We start from the raw sequence: 17,955 nt of genomic DNA, 5'->3' as shown, positions 1-17,955 counted from the left end.
AGCACCGTCTTCGCGCCTGCAAAATGCGCATGTGACGGAACTGTTACTATTTTTGGCCATTATTCCATGTCATGAAAATGTCATGGGTCGAGTCGTGAGCCAGTTACAGACGCAATATGTCAGTGCACCCCCACTGGGGGCGCTGCTGCGCGAGGTGCGCGTGCTTGCCGATCTGCGCCGCGGCTGGCGCTATGGGCCCGCGCTGCGCTTTGAGCATGACGGCGAGCGGAAGCCGGTGATGGTGCTCCCGGGCTTTCTCGCCTCCGACGGCTCCACGGTGATGCTGCGCCGTACGCTCAAAGCGGCCAACTATATGACCTATAGCTGGGGCCAGGGCCGCAATTTCGGCGTCCGCAGCGACATCATCGAGCGGCTCGACCGCAAGATGGACCGGATCGAGCGCGAATGCGGACAGCCCGCCGCACTAATCGGCTGGAGCCTCGGCGGACTGATCGCACGCGAATATGCCAAGCATCGGCCCGACCGCGTTTCGCGCGTCATCACGCTGGGCAGCCCCTTTTCGGGCGATCTGCGCGCCAATCACGCCTGGCGGCTCTATGAACTCATCAACCGACATCCGGTCGATCGCACACCCTTGCCCGTCAACCTCACCGAAAAGCCGCCGGTGCCGACCTTTGCGCTGTGGTCGGAGAATGACGGCGTCGTTGCGCCCGCCACGTCGCGGGGCCTTCCACATGAGCGCGATCATGCGCTCGAGGTCGCGTGCGGCCATATGGGCTTCACCACGTCGCCCGATTCGATCGAGGCGATCCTGAAGGCGCTCGAGGCGTAAGGCTCCGGTTCCTTTGCTGTCATTCCCGCGAAAGCGGGAATCCAGCGCGATGCCGCAATCAGGCCAAGTCGCTGAAAAGATCGCGCCAGTCAGGATTGTGGCGTTCGATCAGTTCCAGCTTCCACGCGCGGCGCCATTTCTTGATCGCCTTCTTGCGCGCAATGGCAGCGTCGATATCCCCGAACTCCTCGGCATGAACCAGCGTGGTCACGCAATATCGCTTGGTGAACCCATCGGTTTGACCATTGCGATGCTGCCAGATGCGATGCGCGAGCGATCCGGTTACGCCCGTGTAAAGCGTGCCGTTGCGGCCGCTGGCCAGGATGTAAACGTGATAGCTTTTGCCCACGCCGGGCACCGTACTGGATTCCCGCTTTCGCGGGAATGACACGTAGGGAAGCGCTCAGGCCTTTTCCAGAAACCGCGCCGACACTTCCTTGGGCACGCGCAGGATCCGACCGCTCGCGCGGTCGATGATCGCCCAGGTCGATCTGGCGCGGACCTTTACCTTGCCGTCCTTGCCAGAGAATTCGACATGGCGGTCGAAGCGCGCCCCGCGCGGGCCTTCGGGGTCGACCCAGGTGCGCGCTACAACGCTCTCGCCCGGGCCGACATTGCCGAGATAATCAATCTCATGGCGCACCACGACCCAGATATAGGCGTCGGCATGCACGGCATCGGCGCGCGCCGCCCAGTGCGACACCGCCATGTCCTGGATCCAGCGAACCCAGACGGCATTGTTCACATGGCCGAGCTCGTCGATGTCGCCAGGCTCGGCGGTGATGCGCTTTTCGAAAGCGCTCATTCGCCTCCCATCTGCCACAGCACGAAGGCATAGGCTTCGGCATCTTCCTTGAGGCTGTCGAACCGCCCCGACTTGCCGCCATGGCCAGCGCCCATATTGGTCTTCAGAAGCAGGACGTTCTTGTCGGTCTTGGTCTCGCGCAGCTTTGCCGCCCATTTGGCGGGCTCCCAATAGGTCACGCGCGGATCGTTGAGCCCGCCAGTGATGAGCATCGGCGGATAGGATTTGGCCTCGACATTGTCATAGGGGCTGTAGCCGCGGATGAGTTCGAACGCCTCTTTGTCGGTGATCGGATTGCCCCATTCGGGCCATTCGCCTGGGGTGAGCGGCAAGCTCTCGTCGAGCATGGTGCTCAGCACGTCGACAAAGGGCACATCGGCGACGACTGCACCCCAGAGTTCCGGATCGGTGTTGGAGACGACGCCCATCAGCTCGCCGCCCGCCGACCCGCCGTTGATCGCGATATTGCCGGCACGCGTGAACCCGGCCTCGACCAGCCCCTTCGCGACGTCCGCGAAGTCGTGGAAGGTATTCCACCGCGCCTTGGCCTTGCCCTGGAGATACCAGTTATAGCCGAGATCGTCGCCGCCGCGGATATGCGCGATCGCATAGGCATAGCCGCGATCGAGCAGCGAGAGGCGGACCGTGGAGAAGCTCGGCGGGATCGCATAGCCATAGGCGCCATAGGCGTAGAGAAAGAGCTTGCCCTCGCCGTCCTTCCGGAAGCCCTTTTTGTAGACCACCGAGACGGGCACCTTGGTTCCGTCGCGTGCGGTGATCGTTACGCGCTCGGTCGCGTACTGGCTCGGGTCGTAGCCCGAAGGAATCTCCTGCACTTTCAGGGTGGTCAGCATATTCTTCGCCGGGTCGTACTCATAGGTCGTCCGCGGCGTGACCATCGACGAGTAGGAGACGCGGTAGACGTCGGGGTCGTACTCGGGATTGCTAGACAACCCGGCCGAATAGCTCGCCTCGGCGAAGGGGACGCGGCTTTCCTTGCCGGTTTCATAGTCGCGCAGGATGACCTGATCGAGCCCGTCGACGCGCTGGCTGAGGATCATGTGCTTTTTGAAAGTCGCAACGCCCGTCAGATAGACACGGTCAGATCCCGGGATCACGGTCTTCCATTCGCCAGGGTTCTTTGGATCGGCCTCGGCGAGGCGGAAGTTTACATGCTCGTCATTGGTGTGGACCCAGAGCTTGCCATGCGCTGAATCGACAGAATAGAGCCGCTTTTCCTTGCGCGGAGAAATCAGAATGGGCTCGGCCGCGGGGTTTGAGGCGGGGAGCAGGCGCAGCTCGCTCGTCTGGTTGTCGCCGGTGCCGATGACGATCCACTGCTCGTCCTGCGTGTCGCCCACCGCGACCTGGAAGCCCAGCTCGTCCTTTTCTTCGTAGATGACCTTGTCGGTCCTGGGATCGGTGCCGAGCACGTGATGCAGCGCGCGATAGCTGCGCCACTGGTCGTTAACCTCGGTATAGACGAGGCTCTTCGAGTCGGAGGCCCAGACGACATCGCCGTTGACGACGCTGCTGATCGTCTCGAGCTCCTTTCCGCTCGCGATCTCGCGCACTTTCAACGTGAAGCGTTCGGAGCCATTGCTGTCTGCGGCATAGGCGATCAGCTTGCCGTCAGGGCTGACCTCGAGGATGCCGAGGCGGTAATATTCCTTGCCCTCGGCCTCACTGGGCTCGTCGAACAGCACCATGTCCTCGCCGCCTGCGGCAAGCTTGCGATAGTGGATCGGATACTGGCCGCCCACCTGATAGGCATACCAGTAGAGCCAGTCGCCGTCCTTTTGCGGCACGCTCGAATCGTCTTCCTTGATGCGCCCCTTCATTTCCTTGAACAGCGTGTCGACCAGCGCCTCGCGCGGCTTCATCGCGGCGTCGAAATAGGCGTTCTCGGCTTTGAGATAATCGAGCACGTTCTTGTCGTTGACCTCGGGATATGCCGGGTCCTTCATCCAGAAATACGGATCGTCGATGGTGTAGCCGTGGCGCGAATATTGATGCGGGCGCTGTTCGGCCTTGGGCGGTGCGGGAAGCTCGGTCATCGTGTCTTTCTGGGCGAGAGTTGGAGTGGGGGTAGCGAGCAAAAGTGCGGCGGCAACGCCTGGAGCCTGATCGGTTGAGGTGGAAGCACTTCGTGCTTCCGCCGATGCCGTGAATCAGGCTCTATTCAAACGGTTGAGACCTTGATTCACGTTTCAGGTCGATTCAACCTGAAACGATCAAGGTCTGGACGCATCAAGGCTCTTTCGTCTCCGGGCAAGACTGGCAAGGCGAATGCCAAGGCCCTATGTTGATCGTCTGCAATAGAAATCAAGGAATACCCGATGTCCACCCATGAAGCGCGTCTCAAGGCGCTGCGCGACCAACTCAAGGCCGACCGTCTCGACGGCTTCGTCGTCCCCATCTGCGACGAGCATATGAGCGAATATGTCGGCGCCTATGCGCAGCGGCTCGCGTGGCTGACGGGGTTCCAGGGATCGGCGGGAGCGGCGGCGATCCTGCCAGAGGACGCCGCGATCTTTGTCGACGGGCGCTATACGCTTCAGGTCCGCGATCAGGTCGATGGCAATCTCTGGCAATATCAGAGCGTGCCGCAAACCAGCGTCGCCGCCTGGCTCGGCGAGAACGCGCCCGAGGGTGGGCGGATCGGTTATGACCCGTGGCTCCACACCAAGGCGTGGGTCGAGCAGGCCACCAAAGCGCTCGCCGAGCGCGGCGCCGAGCTTGTCGCGGTTGACACCAATCCCGTCGACAAGATCTGGCCCGATCAGCCCGAACCCAGCAAGGCAAAGCTGGTCGTCCATCCCGAGGAACTTGCGGGGCGCAACGCGCACGACAAGCGCCAGGAGATCGCTGACTGGCTGCACGCGAAACATGCCGATGCGGTTGTGCTGTCGGCGCTCGATTCGATCGCCTGGACCTTTAATATTCGCGGCAAGGATGTGGAGCGCACCCCCGTCGCGCTCGCCTATGCGATCGTCCATGGCGATGCGACCGCCGATTTCTATGTTGCGCCCGAAAAGATGGCGGACGATGTCGCCAAGCATCTCGGCAACGCCGTGCGTGTTCATGACCGCGGCGCGTTTGCGGGCGATTTCGCGAAACTGAAGGGCAAGCATGTCGTCGTCGATCCCGAGCGTGCGGTTTCCGCGATCTTCAAGGGACTCGACGATGCGGGGGCGATCGTCCACCCGATGCGCGAGCCCGTGGTGCTCGCCAAGGCGATCAAGAACCCCGTCGAGATCGCGGGGCACCGTGCCGCGCAGGCGCGCGACGGGGCGGCGCTCAGCAAATTCCTGCGCTGGATATCTGTGGAGGCGCCCAAGGGTGGTGAGACCGAGATTTCCGCGCAGGACAAGCTGCTCGCCTTCCGCGAAGAAACCGGGCTGCTTGAGGATCTGTCGTTCGACACGATCTCGGGCGCGGGGCCCAATGGCGCGGTCGTTCACTACCGGGTGAGCGAGGAAACCAACCGGCCGCTCGAGATGAACTCGCTCTACCTCGTCGATTCGGGCGGGCAGTATCGCGACGGCACCACCGACGTGACGCGGACGGTGCCAATCGGCGAGCCGACGCAGGAGATGCGCGATCGCTTCACGCGCGTCCTGAAGGGGCATATCGCGCTCGCCCGCGCGATCTTCCCCGCGGGCACGCGCGGCGGCCAGCTCGACACGCTGGCGCGGCAATATCTTTGGGAGGCGGGCCTCGACTATGCGCATGGCACGGGCCACGGCGTGGGCAGCTTCCTGTCGGTGCATGAGGGGCCTCAGCGCATCGCCATGTCCGCGGGCGGTCAGGCGGGCACCGACGAGCCGCTCCGCGCGGGGATGATCCTCTCGAACGAGCCGGGTTATTACAAGACCGACGCCTACGGCATCCGCATCGAGAACCTCGTGCTCGTCGTCGAGCGCGATGTGCCGGGCGCGGAGAAGCCCGTGCTCGGTTTCGAGACGCTGACCTTCGCGCCCATCGAGCGGCGGCTGATTGATGTATCGATGCTGTCGGCGGTCGAGCGCCAATGGGTCGACGACTATCACGCCAAGGTCCTCGAAATCGTCGGTCCGCAGCTCGAGGGTGCGGACAGGGCGTGGCTGGAGGCCCAGTGCGCGCCGCTTTGACCTGACGGCTCCGCAGTTAGGCCGAGCCGTTACGTCACCCTGAACTCGTTTCAGGGTCTATGAACACCGGCGGTGCAATACCTGACGAGCCCGTGTTCATGGATGCTGAAACAAGTTCAGCATGACGATTCAATTGGCCGAGGAGGTCTGCCATGTTCGTTGCGGTCTATTGGTGGCGCGTCCATCCGGGCAAGGAGGACCAGTTCCGCGAGGCCTGGCGGCGCGGCACCGAACAGATCACGCGGATCTATGGCAGCTACGGCTCGCGGCTCCACCAGGATCGCGACGGACGCTTCGTCGGCTATGCCGAATGGCCCGATGAGGCGACGTGGCAAAGGGCGTTCGACGCCAGGATGGTCTATGAGGACCAGGAAGCCCGCGCGATGTTCGTCGATGCGATCGCCGAAACGCCGCCGGGCCACGCGCCCGTATTCACGATGACCGTGACCGATGACCTGCTGACCCGGCGCGCATAAGCTGGGTCGCAAAAACTCGGCCTTTTGTCGAATATCGCGCGCGCCCCTAATCGATATTGCCACTTCTTCTCGTCGGGCGCTCTCCGGCAGCCCGATGCAGGAAGGGGCAATATCGATGCGTTTGAAATCTACGTCCGTCGCGATCCATGTTGCGCAGGGCTGCGGCGCTCTGCTGGCCGTGGCGCTGACGCCCGGCAACGCGCTTGCGCAGGCGCGTACCGAGCAGACGGTGCTGATGTCCGCCAACCCGCGCGAGCGCGCGGGGCAGGAGCAATATGGTTATGCCAGCGCAGTGATCGCGGGCGGCATGATCTACGTCTCGGGTGTCGTCGTCGGGCAGGGGCCGGGCGAGGCCGATCTCGTTCCCGGCTATGAGCGCGCCTTCGATCAGATCGAAGCGACATTGAAGCGCATGGGCGCCACGCTGGACGATGTCGTCGAAATGACGAGCTTCCATACGGATATCACGGCGCAGATCGACCTACTGTCAACCGTCTCCAAGCGCAGGCTGAAGGGCCAGCCCCCCGCATGGACCGCGATTGATATCGATCGGCTGCTGCCTGATCAGGGGCTGACGGAGATCAAGATCGTTGCTTACCGGCCGGGCGCCGCGCCCGTAAAATAGCCAGGTAGCGCACGGGACAGTGGCGGCCGCGAAAAGATTTGAGCGCGCGCGTTGACAGGCGGATGCGTCCTTCCCAGATACACGTCAACGCAACGATACATTATATCATTGCGTTGACGTGTTGATGGATTATGGAAGCTTGTCATGGATCAATCGCGGCGCCGGCAGCGCATCTGGGACGCGGCGGCAATTGGCGCATCCGCAATTTGCCTGATTCACTGCCTGGCATTGCCCGTGCTGATCGCGGCGCTCCCGGCGCTTGCTGACCTGCTGCACTTGCCCGAGCGCTTTCATCTTGCCGCGCTCGCGCTGGCGCTTCCCATGAGCGCGCTGGCGCTCGCCGCGGGCTGGCGTCGGCATGGTCTCTGGCTGCCGCTGGTAACCGGTATCTTGGGTCTGCTGCTTTTGGGCTGGGGTGCGCTTGGCGGACATGCCGTTGCGGCCGAGACGGGTTTGACCGTGGTCGGCAGCATTCTGTTGACCGTCGGCCACGTCGCCAACTGGCGCGCGCGCTGAAGCGATAGCGATTTTGTGGATCGCTGGAGCGGGCGAAGGGATTCGAACCCTCGACCCCAACCTTGGCAAGGTTGCGTTTCGGCGTTTTTGGCTGTTTTCCGTTGATTGCCTCTGACTGCAAAAATCTCGGTAATCCGCCATTTTATTCCAATTTATCCTCCAGCAATCATCGGGGAACACCTTCGCGGTGGTAGCCCGGTGGTAGCCCAGAGAGAGAAAATTTGCTACACGCCTGTCCATGAAAACGAAACTCTCAAAGTCGGTCGCTGAAGGCGCCGAAACCCGAACCAGCCGCTATAATCTTTGGGATTTTGAGATTTCCGGTTTCGGATTACGGGTGACCCCGGCAGGAATAAAAACCTGGGTGGTGAAGTACAGAACCGGCGAAGGGGGCCGAACCGCGGTAGCCCGTTGGTACACTATAGGCACATTTCCCGAGATTTCTGCGTCCGACGCCCGAAAGGCGGCCGAGATTGCGCTCGCGCGGGTGCGTCTCGGGGAAGACCCCGGTGGCGAGCGCATCATAAAGCGCGCCGAAATGACATTGGCGCAGGCCATAGACTTCTATGAGCAGGAGGGCTGTTTCGTGCAGCGCGGCATCCGGCAGGGCGAGCCGATGAAGCCGATGACCAAGGCCTATACTCTCGCGCGCCTTCGTCATCACGTCGTGCGGCTGCTGGGCAAACGGCGCGTCACCGAGATCGACGAGGGTGACATCACGACATTCGTGCGCGACGTAAGCGCCGGGAAGACGGCCCGTGACGAGTGGGTCGTCGCCCCCGAAACGGGGAAGCGCAAGCGCGTGATCGTGCGCGGCGGCGAGGGCGCGGCGCGCAAGGTCGTGCGCGATCTGTCCGCGGTTTATTCCTTCCTCAAGACGCACAAGCGAAAGACGCGTGTCACCCACAACCCGGTTGAGGATGCAAGCGTCCGGAAGACGGACAACAAGCGCACGCGCTTCCTCTCGATCGAGGAAGTGAAGCGGTTAGGCGCCGCGCTAGACGCAGTCGAAGCCGCAGGCGCGAACGCCAAGGCGGTGAACATCGCGCGCTTGTGGGCACTGTCCGGCTGCCGGCGAAACGAGATTGCCGGCCTGAAATGGTCCGAGGTCGATCTCGAACGCGGATTGCTGATCTTCGACGATTCGAAAACCGGCCGAAGCGTTCGCCCACTTGGCGCGGCTGCCACTGCGCTTCTTGAAGCCATGAAACCCGATGAGGCCGTGGGCTATGTGTTTCCGGCGGAGCGCGGCGACGGCTTCTATCAGGGGACAAAAACCGTCTGGCAGGTGGCGATCAAGAAAGCCGAACTGCCGGGTGTGACGCCGCACGTCCTGCGTCATACCTTAGGTAGCGCTGCCGCGTCGGCGGGCGAAGCGCTCCTGATGATCGGATCGCTGCTGGGGCATGCGAATGCCCGGTCGACCGCTATCTACGCGCACATCTCGCATGATCCGGCCCGCATGACAGCGGACCGTGTAACTGCTCCTATCGCAGAAGCGCTCGGTCGGCCCGTCCAGGCGGGGAAAGGAGAGCCGGAAGTCGCGGCAGCGCCTTAATCCCGCCCGGCACACCGGGCGGGATGTCGAGCCGTTCAGTCTCCGCCGCGGCGGCCGGGACGCGACCAGATCAGGTTGAAGCTTTCACTGCCCTCGTCGTCGAAAAGGTTGGCGTAAATCGGAGCGGCGAAGCTCGGATCGTCGAGCTTGAGTCCGAGATAGTCGCGGCCTTCGCTCGACTGCTTGGCCCAGGCGGCGCCGATCTCGGCGCAGCCGACGAGAACCCGGTGCGAGGGAGCATTTTCGCTGGTCCGATTGTCTTCGGGGACGATGCGAACCCCATTGGCCTGAACGCTGAGTGTCACGATGTCGCCGACGAACTCGCCCTTGGCGGTCTTCTTGAAAGTGCCGATGGTAGCCATGTTGATGTCCTTCCAAACTTGAGACCATGCCCTTCATGGCCTCGATGGCTTGGGAAGTGGCCGGGACTGCCGCGGCCGCAGCCGAAGGCCCGCAAGCGAAGCTGGAGGACGACAGGGGCGCTCTTTTTTGTCTCGCGAGGAATGACGGCGCTTGCCTCCGGCAGGGGAAAAAAGGGCGAACCGGCCGTTGCGGCCTCGAGCGGCAGAGGCGCAGCCGGTCTCGGTCATCAAGCCATTTCGAAGAGGGCGTGACGGGCCTTGGTTCGTGCGGTGCGACGGAGACTGGCTGGCACGTTCGGCTTTCACCAGACCGGCGCGCCGTCTGTCGGGACCGAAACGGATCACCTCGCCAAGGCATATCCGCTTCCTCGGCAATTGCACCAGCAAACCGCCGTCGGCTGTTTCAGCCGCGGGCCGAGACAGGGGTGCGTCAGGCGCCCGCTTTGGCGCGACTGCGCTCCGCAGGTGCCGCCTTCGCGGCCGGCTTCCTGCCGCCACCGCGCCCCTTGGTGCCAAGACCGATCTGCTTGGCGAGCGCGGGGCGCTTCCCGGCGTAATTCGGCGCGACCATCGGATATTCCTGCGGCAGGCTCCACTTGGCGCGATAGTCGTCGGGCGTCATGCCGTAGGCTGTCATCAAATGACGGCGCAGCATCTTCAGCCGCTTGCCGTCTTCGAGACAGGCGATGTAGTCGGGCTTCACCGACGAACGGATCGGCACCACGGGCCGCTGTTCCTCGACCGGCTCCTCGGCAGGTCCGCCAAGTCCAGCAAGCGCGCCATGGACGCGCGTAATCAGGTCGGGAAGATCGGCCACGCCGACGCTGTTGTTCGAGACATGCGCCGCGACAATATCGGCGGTCAGGGTGAGCAACATATCTTAGGCATCGTTGGCCATTGGCGATCTCCTTTTTCCGCCTATGCCCTATCAACTGCCTTGCCATCTGACCCATAGGGCATCGCGCCGTGCGCCCGCCAAGGGCGCGCGGCGAGCGATTTTTCGGGGACCGGCGCCGGACGCGAGAGATCAGGAAAAGGGCGCCGCCGCCCGCGCCGCCGCCCCTTATCGTCACGCGGCCTGGCGTTGCGGCTCTTCCTCGGCCTCGGGTGCCGCTATCTCGCCATGCGCCGCGACGGTGCCGACCCCGCCGCGTGCCGTGTAGGCGGCGGGCGGGAAGGTCATCCATTTCGGGACCCAGCCTTCGACCTTGGTGCGGCCGTTGGTGCCGTCCAGATGATCGCGGATAATCGCCTTGAGCGTCGCGCTCTTCTCCTTGGCATTGGCAGCGGCAACCTCGGCCCCGCTGACCTCGGCGACAAGCGCGGTCAGCACTTCCTTGTCGCGAAGCCCGTCGAAAAAGGCATTATCGGCGTTCCACCATGAAGCCATGTCGATGCCGATGTGGAGGCCCACTGCCTCGACCGCCGCGCTCCCGGCGAACAGCGTTTCGCCGATAACGATGGCGATCACGTCCATCACGGCACGGTCGGGAAGGTCGAGCAGCCGCTTGAACAACGGCGCAAGCGGCATCGAATTACCGCCGGTCACGCTCGGCTCGTCGGCATCGAAGCCGATCAGTGCGAGCACCGCGCGGCGTTTCTCGTCGAACATGGTTTCGGCGCGGCAGACCTCGACGCTCTCGCGCACGTCGTCTTGCCTCGCCGACTGTGGCTCGATCCTGACATTCCACAGCGGCGACCCCGCGATGGCATGGGCAACCATCAACCGCAACGCGACGGCGGGATGCCCGGTCAACGCCGCGCGCACGGCGGCATGACGATGGAGGTCGACATAGGTCTGCATCCGCGAAGTCAGTTCGGGACGCTTGGGCTTAGGCGCGGCCTCGATCCTTTCTCCCTTGTCGAGCCGCGCGGCTTCCTTGGCGGTGACATAGCCTTCGCGAATGTCGATCTCGCCGCTGCCGTGCACCTCGATATAGATGCGACCGCCTTTGCGCTTCGGCGCATGTCGAAATTCCCACTCACGGAAATATTCACCCTTGGGCAGAACGGCCACCTCGGCCCAGCCATCCTCCAGAAACCGCGCACGGCGCGCCTCGACGGCGGCGAGCTGCGCGGTCCAGAAGGCATCGCTGTCGGCAAAATAGCGCTCGTCGCCGAACAGGTCGGCAATGATCGCGAGGCCGCTCGCCTCGACGTCGAACAGCGCATGATCGACCTTGATCGCGCCGCCGCCGAACAGCCAGTTCTTGAGCTGGTTGCCCTGCGGGCAATAAGCGTCGGCATCGTCGAACAGCGCCAGCCATGCGCGCTGCTGGCCTTTCGACGCCATCGTCAGATGTCGCACCGTGCCCGCGCTGATCTTTTCCTTGGCGTAGAGCGACCGGATGCGCGGCAGGAGATTGCCGAGCGCGAGGATGCGCCTGACCATCGGCTCGGGCATCCCGAACGTCTCGGCGAGGTCGGCGACGCTGCGGCCTTCCATCACCAGCCGGGTATAGGTCACCCACTGGGTGACCTCGTCGGCATCGCGCCGCGCGACATTCTCGATCAGCGAGGCTTCGAGCGCGGCGGCATCGTCACCCTCTTCGAGAATGGCGCAGGGCAAAGGTTCGGCCTCACCCTTTTCACCGGCAACGATGGTCGCCGCCGTGAAGCGCCGCGCGCCCGCAACGATCTCGAATGCGCCTTCGGCGCAATTGGGGCGCACGATCAAGGGAACGAGAACGCCGCGCGCGCGGACCGTGGGCAATATATCCGACACGTCGGGCGCTTTCTTCGCGTAGCGCATATTGGCCTTGCTGATCGAAAGCTTGCCAAGGTCGATAAAGTCGAGTTTCATCACTTTCACCTTTCTCACGTTGAAGGTGCCGGTCCGTCGAGTTTCGCGATTGGGCGGACCGGCTAGCGATGACGGCGAAACGCGCCGCCTGCGTCAGCCGTCGCCCCTGTTGCCCAAGGGTTTCGGAAGCTCGTCGCCGCGCACCGCAGCGCGGCAGAAATTCTGTTCGGCAGTGATGATCGATCCCGCGCGGCGCGCCGCAGCGGCCCAGCCCGACAAGGGAACCCCGGAATCGAAATCCAGATCGCGCTCGATGCCAAGGCCGAAGCGCAGTCGCACCGACAAGAGTTCAGCAAGGCTGAACGCCCCCAGCTCGGGACAGCCGAAACCGAGATCGGCAAGGCCGAACAAGGTGTCGCCATCCTCGCCCAATTCGGTCGCGAGCCACGTCGCCGCACCGACCGGCGAGAAGAATTTGGCGACCGGCACGAAATCCGGTTCCACCGCACCCTCCATCACGGCAGCGCGCCGCGCCTCGTCATTGGCGCGCAACGCAGCGCGCAAATCCGGCGACAGGAGCTTTCCTCCATCACGACGTTCGTTGGCCCTGACCATCTCATCCTCCATCCCGCCCCCTAACCATCAGGCCCCCGGCGGAGCGGGGGTGGGCGGCGAGAGCGACCTGCCGGGCGCGGCCAGGAAGGCGGCCCGCACCCGAAGGGCTGGAACGAAGAGGAAGAGCCAGTCCTGAGCGAAGTCGAAGGGCGGCTTGCGGGACGCCGGGACGTGCCCAGAGGGGAGAGCCGGCCAACCCAGCGACAGACGGGAGGCCGATCAACAACGCCGCCGCGACCTGCGCGGCGTCGACATGATCGTCAGCGACGAAGACTTAGCCGCCGCGTCGGCGGATCGTGAGAAGGAGCGCGCTCTCGGACCGGCCGTGGGCGTTGCGGCGTGCGTGCGCAGCCGTGCTTAGCCGCCGCACCGCCAAGACAGACGCGCCGAGTGCGCAGCGCGGTCAGGACAAACGCGCGATCCCTGCTGGCGCTCGTCGCCGGCAGCGAGCGCCCATCGGCAACCGCGCTCATCAGACCGGGGCGTCGCGGGGGCGGCCAGCCCCCCGCGGAAGGGGTGCGGCCGGACCGCGACCGGCCGTCAGGAGAAAGCGTTCCCCTCCTTTCCCCAAGCCATAGCGAGACTATGGGCTTTATCTCCGCATGCGTACAAAAATCCTGCGTCAATTTGCGTCGCCGTTGTCGCGCGAACGTCGGGAAATAGGAGAGCATCACGACGTGGAAGACAGGATTGATCGAGGTGCGGCTCATTGGAGATACGCCTCATCCGCGACCGTGCCATCACGGGCAGCCACGATGAGCGACACGTAGTCTTCGTTATCTCTTCAGTTGAATACGCGCCCCACGACGGTCCAAATCTGCCGGTTCTGGGGATACTGTCGATCTTGGCCTTGTATGACGCCCGGATTCAAAATCAGATCGCCTATTCCCGGAGCCTGGCCCGCAAAAACCTCGTCCGCACAATCCCCAATCTGGTGATTAGCGAGGACGAATTAGTTGATGGTATACTCCCGCCAAGGGATATTACGAAGCGGCACCGACGAGAGGAAGCGGGCAATGTCCGGACGCCCATAATAGGTAGGTCGCCCGCGCCCATCCTGCGCCATCAACACGACAGGAACACCGAATACCGGCGCGAAGCTGCGAATGGCATCTGCCGCCGCGCTTCTGTTCTGAACGACATGAGGCTTGACGATGACGATCGCAAAGGACTGCCCCTGCTCGCGGATCATTGCTCCTTGAACTCGCATAATATCAAATCCTTCGTTCACATGGGAAAAGAGCCGGACCTGGTCCGGCTCTTCCCTACTTTGCTACTTTCCGCGGTTCGGTCGCTGCGTCAGCGCCGATGCGGCCGCGCTCTTAGCCGCCGGACTCGACTTGGGATCGCTGAGAACCTTCGCCGCCGCCGATGCCGCCTTTGCGCTCGTCACTTCCTTGTTGCCTGCCATTTCATTTACCTCCTTTCCTTCCGACCGATCGGGAATCGACGAGCCGTGACGCTTTATTTGCAACGCGCGCTTGATATGTCAAGCATCAATCAAGCGCGCTTGCTATATCAAGCAGAAACCGCTAGAATTCGCCCATGCAAAATCGCAGTTTGGATTGATCGTGCTCGACGGCAATAAGCAGGCGTCAACGCTGGGGGGCTACCTGGCGGCTGTGCGATCCGATCGCGGCTTCTCTTTGCGACAGGTCGAGGAAATGACCGGCAAGGAAGTATCCAACGCGTATCTAAGCCAGCTTGAAAACGACAAGGTGAAGCAGCCGTCGCCTAACGTGCTTCATGCTCTTTCGATAACCTATGATATCGACTATATCGGCCTGATGGAACGTGCGGGATATTTGACGCCGCAACAATCTTCTGACGCACCTAAGCGTCACGGTAGAGCAGCTACCTTTGCCGAGATTGACCTGTCTTCGGACGAGGAAGCCGAGCTTCTTCGCTTTCTCAAATTCATGCGAAGCGAGAAGAAGTAGGTAGTGCGCAAAGACGACAGTTCGTTAAGCCACGCCGAAAGGGAGTTTGTCGAGAGCCGGGCGAGGATGCTTCTTCAACGGGCCGATGCTTGGGGCGTTGTCCCGGTCCCGATCGACGATTTGCTGAGCGCGGCCAATCTCAAGGTTGCACCGACAAGCATTTTCGACCCTCGCGCCATTGCCGCTTACGCCATCGCGAAAGGCAAGCAGGCTGCGAATCTCGTCAAACAAGCCATCGGGAAAGTTCTGGGCATTCTAGATGCTCACGAAGAGGTCATCCACATCGACGATACTGTGCTGGAATCACGCCAGCGGTTTTTGAAGCTGCATGAAACGGGCCATTTCGAGCTTCCCCATCAACGCAAAATCTTCCGATTTTTTGAAGACAGCCAGGAAGAGCTAGATCCTTCAATCGCGGACAAGTTTGAGCGAGAAGCGAACAACTTTGCTCGGTTCGCGATTTTCAACGGCAATGCTTACGCCGAGAGAGCGGCTGATCTTCCGCTCTCCTTCTCGTCGGTCAAGAAGATGCAGCGCGGTTTCAAAGTGTCTTTGTATGCGGGCTTGCGCGAATATGCGCGGACCCACCGCCATGTTTGCATCGCGATGGCCATCGAAAAACCTGCAATATGTCCGATAAATGGTTGGAGCGCGGAGATTCGCAGGGTCGAAACGTCCCTTTCTTTCGAGCAACAGTTCGGGCGACCACAGCTTCCCACGATCACGAAGACCCATCCGCTCTGGCCGCTCGTCCCGTTTGGCAAGGCGACAAGGCCAACGACCATCCGGCTTACCGACCTGGATGGGGAGCACCACGAGTTCATTGGGGAAGCGCTGGATACCTCCTACAATATCTTGCTGTTTGCGTGCCCGACCACCCTCTTTAGAAGCTGAAGCCACTTTCACGGGGAGGGGCAAGATTGAACCCGTGGAATTTATCGAACGACCGCTTTGAGGTGACACCCGCTTTGGCCCGAACGCCCGACCTCGGGCGCGAAGCGGTCGTCTCGGCGCTTCTCCCATTCACCACCGTTGGAACGCTACCACCTTTCGACATCGCGCGAGTGCGCGCATCATATGGTACTCGACTCCCTGTTCGCTAATGCCAATTTCTTCCGCGATTTCCCGGCAGGTCTGACGCCGCAACCGGTGCATCAGGAATATGCGCCGCGTGCGACGAGGCATCGCCAGAATTGCGCGCCGTAAGCCACGCCGCAAATCCGATGCTTCCATAGCCAACGCCTGTTCTGGGCCGGCGGGTGCGTCACGCTCTTCATCGAAAGGAAATAGCCCGGATTTCTTGCGCATTCCTCGACGTGCGCGCTCGATCACGAGATTCCGGGCAGCGCGAAAAAGGTAGGCACGGGGATTTTCCACCCGGTCGAATGCCCCGGTACGCAACATTCGTGTGAACGCTTCTTGCGTGAGGTCGGATGCTTCCTCGCGCCCCACTCGACGCCTGAAAAAATGGAACAACTGGTTATTCTCGCTCCGGTAAAATGCATCGAACGACGCGAATGGACCGGGGGGCGTCATGGCTGCCGCTCCCGAAGGGAATATTCGGGTAGCGGCGCATCCCGCGAAGCGCGGTAGAGGGTGATGCCGGCCTCGATGCGATCGAGGATAAAAGTGTCGCGCTCGGCCTTGGCCGTGCGAATGTCGGACTTGGAATAAATCTCGACGTCGACGGCGCATCGATTGCCGAGTTCCCGGTCGATCGTCGCCAGCGCCCGCCGCCAGCAGTGTTCGTCGGCGAGCATGGGGTGGTTGACGACGACCCAGAACTCGTAATCGGAAAATTCGAGCGTCCGGCTGTCTTCATACCAGGATCGTCGCGCGTAGGGGCCTATCAGGATGATCCGCTTGATTTGTCCTGGCTCGGGCGCCTGTACCCGTGATGGATCGAACAGGCAGCGCAATATGCGGGCGATGCGTTCGATTTCTCGCTGCTTGCGTCGGATGAGATGGCCGACGCGTGCCATCACGACTTCGCGCGCGTAAGCGTCGTTCGAATGTGGGGTAGTCATTTGCAGCTCGCACCGCGGCGGTCCGCGCATTCATGCGCGGATGGGCAAGCGGTGTTCGCTGTCGGACCGCTGGAGCGGCTATCAGCAACCGTCCGACACGCGGCCGGACCTACATGATGCCTGGCAGGATTATCCCCGGAATGGCCGCCAGTCGTTCCATTCCGTGAGGCGGATTATGCCAGAATCCGGGAGTCTCGGCAAGTCACGAGGGTTCAGCGTCTACTTGCGTACCGCCGCCTCAAGCTCGGCGATCTTGTCGGAGCAGACCTGATGGACGACACGGCCGAGCTCCTCGACGCGCTCGCCCAGCCAGGACAGCTCTTCTTCGCTGATCTTGTAGTGCTTCGAATATCGGGCCTTGGTGTAGGCTTCCTTCAGCTTCTGGAACGTCGATCGCTCGCGACGATTGCTCTCGGGCCAGATGCCATAGAGGCGCCGGTCGTGTCCTTCAGCGAGCGATCGCAGGAAGGCGATATTGTGGTTGTATGGTGTATAGAAGGTCAGCGTCAGCAACAAGCACCCGTATAGTCGCTCGGTTGCCTGATGCAGCTGAAAGGCTGACTCCTTCAGCCTGCCCCGGCTAAGCGCATACTTCGACGTATCGAGAAAGCCGGCTGCGCTGGGCATCCATTCCTCAAAATACTCTGTGGCAGCCTCAAGCGCTTGCTCGGCAGTTTTGGGCTTGGGCGTCGCCAACCCTCGGTCATCGGCGTCGTAGAGCGCAATCCCATCCTTGGCGACTTCCATGAAGAAGACGCGTCCGTGCGAGAGCCCGTCGTTCACCTCATGCAAACTGTGGACGATGAAGTTAACCGGCGTGCGGAGCGTCTTCTCGATCGTATAGGCGCGGATCATCCGTTCCTCGGCCTTAGCCCAATAGGCAGCGCGATCAGTGAGCTCTTTCTGGCTGACGATGATGAGGATGTCGTAGTCGGATTTATACTGGTTGGCCGACAGCGGCGCGTCGACCCAATCGCCGCGGGCATGGCTGCCGAACAATATGATCTTGAGGATGCGCGCGCCCTTGCGCGGGCCGGTCGCATTCTCCGTCGCACCGCGAAACTCGTCGAAGATCGCCTCGACGACGCGTTCAAGCTCGCGCTGCTTGGCGGCAGGAAGATGATCGAGATCGGTGCGCATGCATCGGAATCTTCGGGCAATCCCCGTCGGTTGGCAAGGGCAATCGCGGGCGACGCATAGGCCGCGGGGAACGTGGGCGCCCCGAAGTTCGAATCGATTTTATGGGAATTGCTTCGATTGAGACGGCATCTGGATTGCCTGAAATCGCGGTGCGGTTGCGGGAATATCGATATCGGATTTCATGGCCATATGTCTTCAAAAACCGCTGTTTTTCAAGCTGAT

At 62.2% G+C, this 17,955-nt stretch carries 20 protein-coding genes; 8 read left to right on the top strand and 12 right to left on the bottom strand.

The annotated features are described in order from the left end of the window. Positions 1–94: 94 nt before the first annotated feature. Positions 95–793, top strand: coding sequence for an alpha/beta fold hydrolase (locus tag D3876_RS03030; RefSeq protein ID WP_238475213.1), 699 nt, complete (start codon positions 95–97; stop codon positions 791–793). A 58-nt stretch (positions 794–851) separates the two neighbouring features. Here D3876_RS03030 and D3876_RS03025 read toward each other — a convergent pair whose 3' ends face one another. Genes D3876_RS03025 through D3876_RS03015 form a run of 3 tightly spaced genes read right to left on the bottom strand, consistent with a single transcriptional unit; the run spans position 852 to position 3,655 of the window. Beyond that, on the bottom strand, positions 852–1,142 hold the full coding sequence (locus tag D3876_RS03025; RefSeq protein WP_119759615.1) for a GIY-YIG nuclease family protein: 291 nt from the start codon (positions 1,140–1,142) through the stop codon (positions 852–854). Between the two features lie 54 nt (positions 1,143–1,196). Next, complete coding sequence (locus tag D3876_RS03020; protein WP_119759614.1) at positions 1,197–1,598, bottom strand: acyl-CoA thioesterase; 402 nt, start codon at positions 1,596–1,598, stop codon at positions 1,197–1,199. Further along, entirely contained in the window at positions 1,595–3,655 is a 2,061-nt protein-coding gene (locus D3876_RS03015; protein WP_119759613.1) for a S9 family peptidase, read from the bottom strand. Before D3876_RS03015 ends, D3876_RS03020 begins: the two co-directional genes overlap by 4 nt. 282 nt (positions 3,656–3,937) lie before the next feature. On the opposite strand from D3876_RS03015, the gene D3876_RS03010 reads away from it, so the two are divergent. The 5 genes from D3876_RS03010 to D3876_RS02990 all read left to right on the top strand — a co-directional run bounded on the left by D3876_RS03010 (position 3,938) and on the right by D3876_RS02990 (position 8,906). Further along, positions 3,938–5,731 (top strand): aminopeptidase P family protein, encoded by a 1,794-nt coding sequence (locus D3876_RS03010; RefSeq protein WP_119759612.1) that lies wholly within the window; start codon positions 3,938–3,940, stop codon positions 5,729–5,731. A 152-nt stretch (positions 5,732–5,883) separates the two neighbouring features. Then, positions 5,884–6,207: an antibiotic biosynthesis monooxygenase family protein gene (locus D3876_RS03005; RefSeq protein WP_119759611.1), complete on the top strand. Its 324-nt coding sequence runs from the start codon at positions 5,884–5,886 to the stop codon at positions 6,205–6,207. Between the two features lie 115 nt (positions 6,208–6,322). After that, complete coding sequence (locus tag D3876_RS03000) at positions 6,323–6,832, top strand: Rid family hydrolase (RefSeq protein WP_182911848.1); 510 nt, start codon at positions 6,323–6,325, stop codon at positions 6,830–6,832. A 144-nt stretch (positions 6,833–6,976) separates the two neighbouring features. Then, positions 6,977–7,348: a MerC domain-containing protein gene (locus tag D3876_RS02995; protein WP_119759609.1), complete on the top strand. Its 372-nt coding sequence runs from the start codon at positions 6,977–6,979 to the stop codon at positions 7,346–7,348. A 238-nt stretch (positions 7,349–7,586) separates the two neighbouring features. Beyond that, positions 7,587–8,906, top strand: a complete 1,320-nt coding sequence (locus D3876_RS02990; RefSeq protein ID WP_119759608.1) for a site-specific integrase — start codon at positions 7,587–7,589, stop codon at positions 8,904–8,906. A 35-nt stretch (positions 8,907–8,941) separates the two neighbouring features. On the opposite strand, the gene D3876_RS02985 is transcribed toward D3876_RS02990, so the two are convergent. The 6 genes from D3876_RS02985 to D3876_RS20350 form a co-directional block, all read right to left on the bottom strand. Continuing rightward, positions 8,942–9,268, bottom strand: coding sequence for a DUF736 domain-containing protein (locus D3876_RS02985; protein ID WP_119759607.1), 327 nt, complete (start codon positions 9,266–9,268; stop codon positions 8,942–8,944). A 430-nt stretch (positions 9,269–9,698) separates the two neighbouring features. Continuing rightward, entirely contained in the window at positions 9,699–10,145 is a 447-nt protein-coding gene (locus D3876_RS02980; RefSeq protein WP_119759606.1) for a Ros/MucR family transcriptional regulator, read from the bottom strand. Between the two features lie 192 nt (positions 10,146–10,337). After that, complete coding sequence (locus tag D3876_RS02975) at positions 10,338–12,071, bottom strand: ParB/RepB/Spo0J family partition protein (protein ID WP_119759605.1); 1,734 nt, start codon at positions 12,069–12,071, stop codon at positions 10,338–10,340. Between the two features lie 93 nt (positions 12,072–12,164). Further along, complete coding sequence (locus D3876_RS02970; RefSeq protein ID WP_119760954.1) at positions 12,165–12,626, bottom strand: DUF2958 domain-containing protein; 462 nt, start codon at positions 12,624–12,626, stop codon at positions 12,165–12,167. A 952-nt stretch (positions 12,627–13,578) separates the two neighbouring features. Next, a complete protein-coding gene (locus tag D3876_RS02965; RefSeq protein ID WP_220475410.1) occupies positions 13,579–13,818 on the bottom strand; it encodes a hypothetical protein in 240 nt (79 codons plus the stop codon). 81 nt (positions 13,819–13,899) lie between these two features. Further along, a complete protein-coding gene (locus tag D3876_RS20350; RefSeq protein WP_164499238.1) occupies positions 13,900–14,037 on the bottom strand; it encodes a hypothetical protein in 138 nt (45 codons plus the stop codon). Positions 14,038–14,197: 160 nt separating this feature from the next. On the opposite strand from D3876_RS20350, the gene D3876_RS02960 reads away from it, so the two are divergent. Both D3876_RS02960 and D3876_RS02955 read left to right on the top strand, forming a co-directional pair. Further along, positions 14,198–14,566 (top strand): helix-turn-helix domain-containing protein, encoded by a 369-nt coding sequence (locus tag D3876_RS02960; protein ID WP_119760952.1) that lies wholly within the window; start codon positions 14,198–14,200, stop codon positions 14,564–14,566. A gap of 3 nt (positions 14,567–14,569) precedes the next feature. Then, positions 14,570–15,460 (top strand): ImmA/IrrE family metallo-endopeptidase, encoded by an 891-nt coding sequence (locus D3876_RS02955; RefSeq protein WP_220475408.1) that lies wholly within the window; start codon positions 14,570–14,572, stop codon positions 15,458–15,460. Between the two features lie 129 nt (positions 15,461–15,589). Here D3876_RS02955 and D3876_RS02950 read toward each other — a convergent pair whose 3' ends face one another. The 3 genes from D3876_RS02950 to D3876_RS02940 form a co-directional block, all read right to left on the bottom strand. After that, entirely contained in the window at positions 15,590–16,102 is a 513-nt protein-coding gene (locus tag D3876_RS02950; protein ID WP_119759603.1) for an RNA polymerase sigma factor, read from the bottom strand. Next, positions 16,099–16,548 carry a hypothetical protein gene (locus D3876_RS02945; protein ID WP_119759602.1) on the bottom strand — a complete coding sequence of 150 codons (450 nt, stop codon included), beginning with the start codon at positions 16,546–16,548 and terminating at the stop codon, positions 16,099–16,101. Before D3876_RS02945 ends, D3876_RS02950 begins: the two co-directional genes overlap by 4 nt. A 264-nt stretch (positions 16,549–16,812) precedes the next feature. Continuing rightward, entirely contained in the window at positions 16,813–17,733 is a 921-nt protein-coding gene (locus D3876_RS02940) for a nucleotidyltransferase and HEPN domain-containing protein (protein ID WP_119759601.1), read from the bottom strand. Positions 17,734–17,955: the final 222 nt, after the last annotated feature.

It is taken from the genome of Sphingomonas cavernae (assembly GCF_003590775.1).
Taxonomy (GTDB): Bacteria; Pseudomonadota; Alphaproteobacteria; order Sphingomonadales; family Sphingomonadaceae; genus Sphingobium_A; species Sphingobium_A cavernae.
Note: the sequence above shows the minus strand (reverse complement) of the source record. Positions and strands in the feature narration are given on the sequence as shown.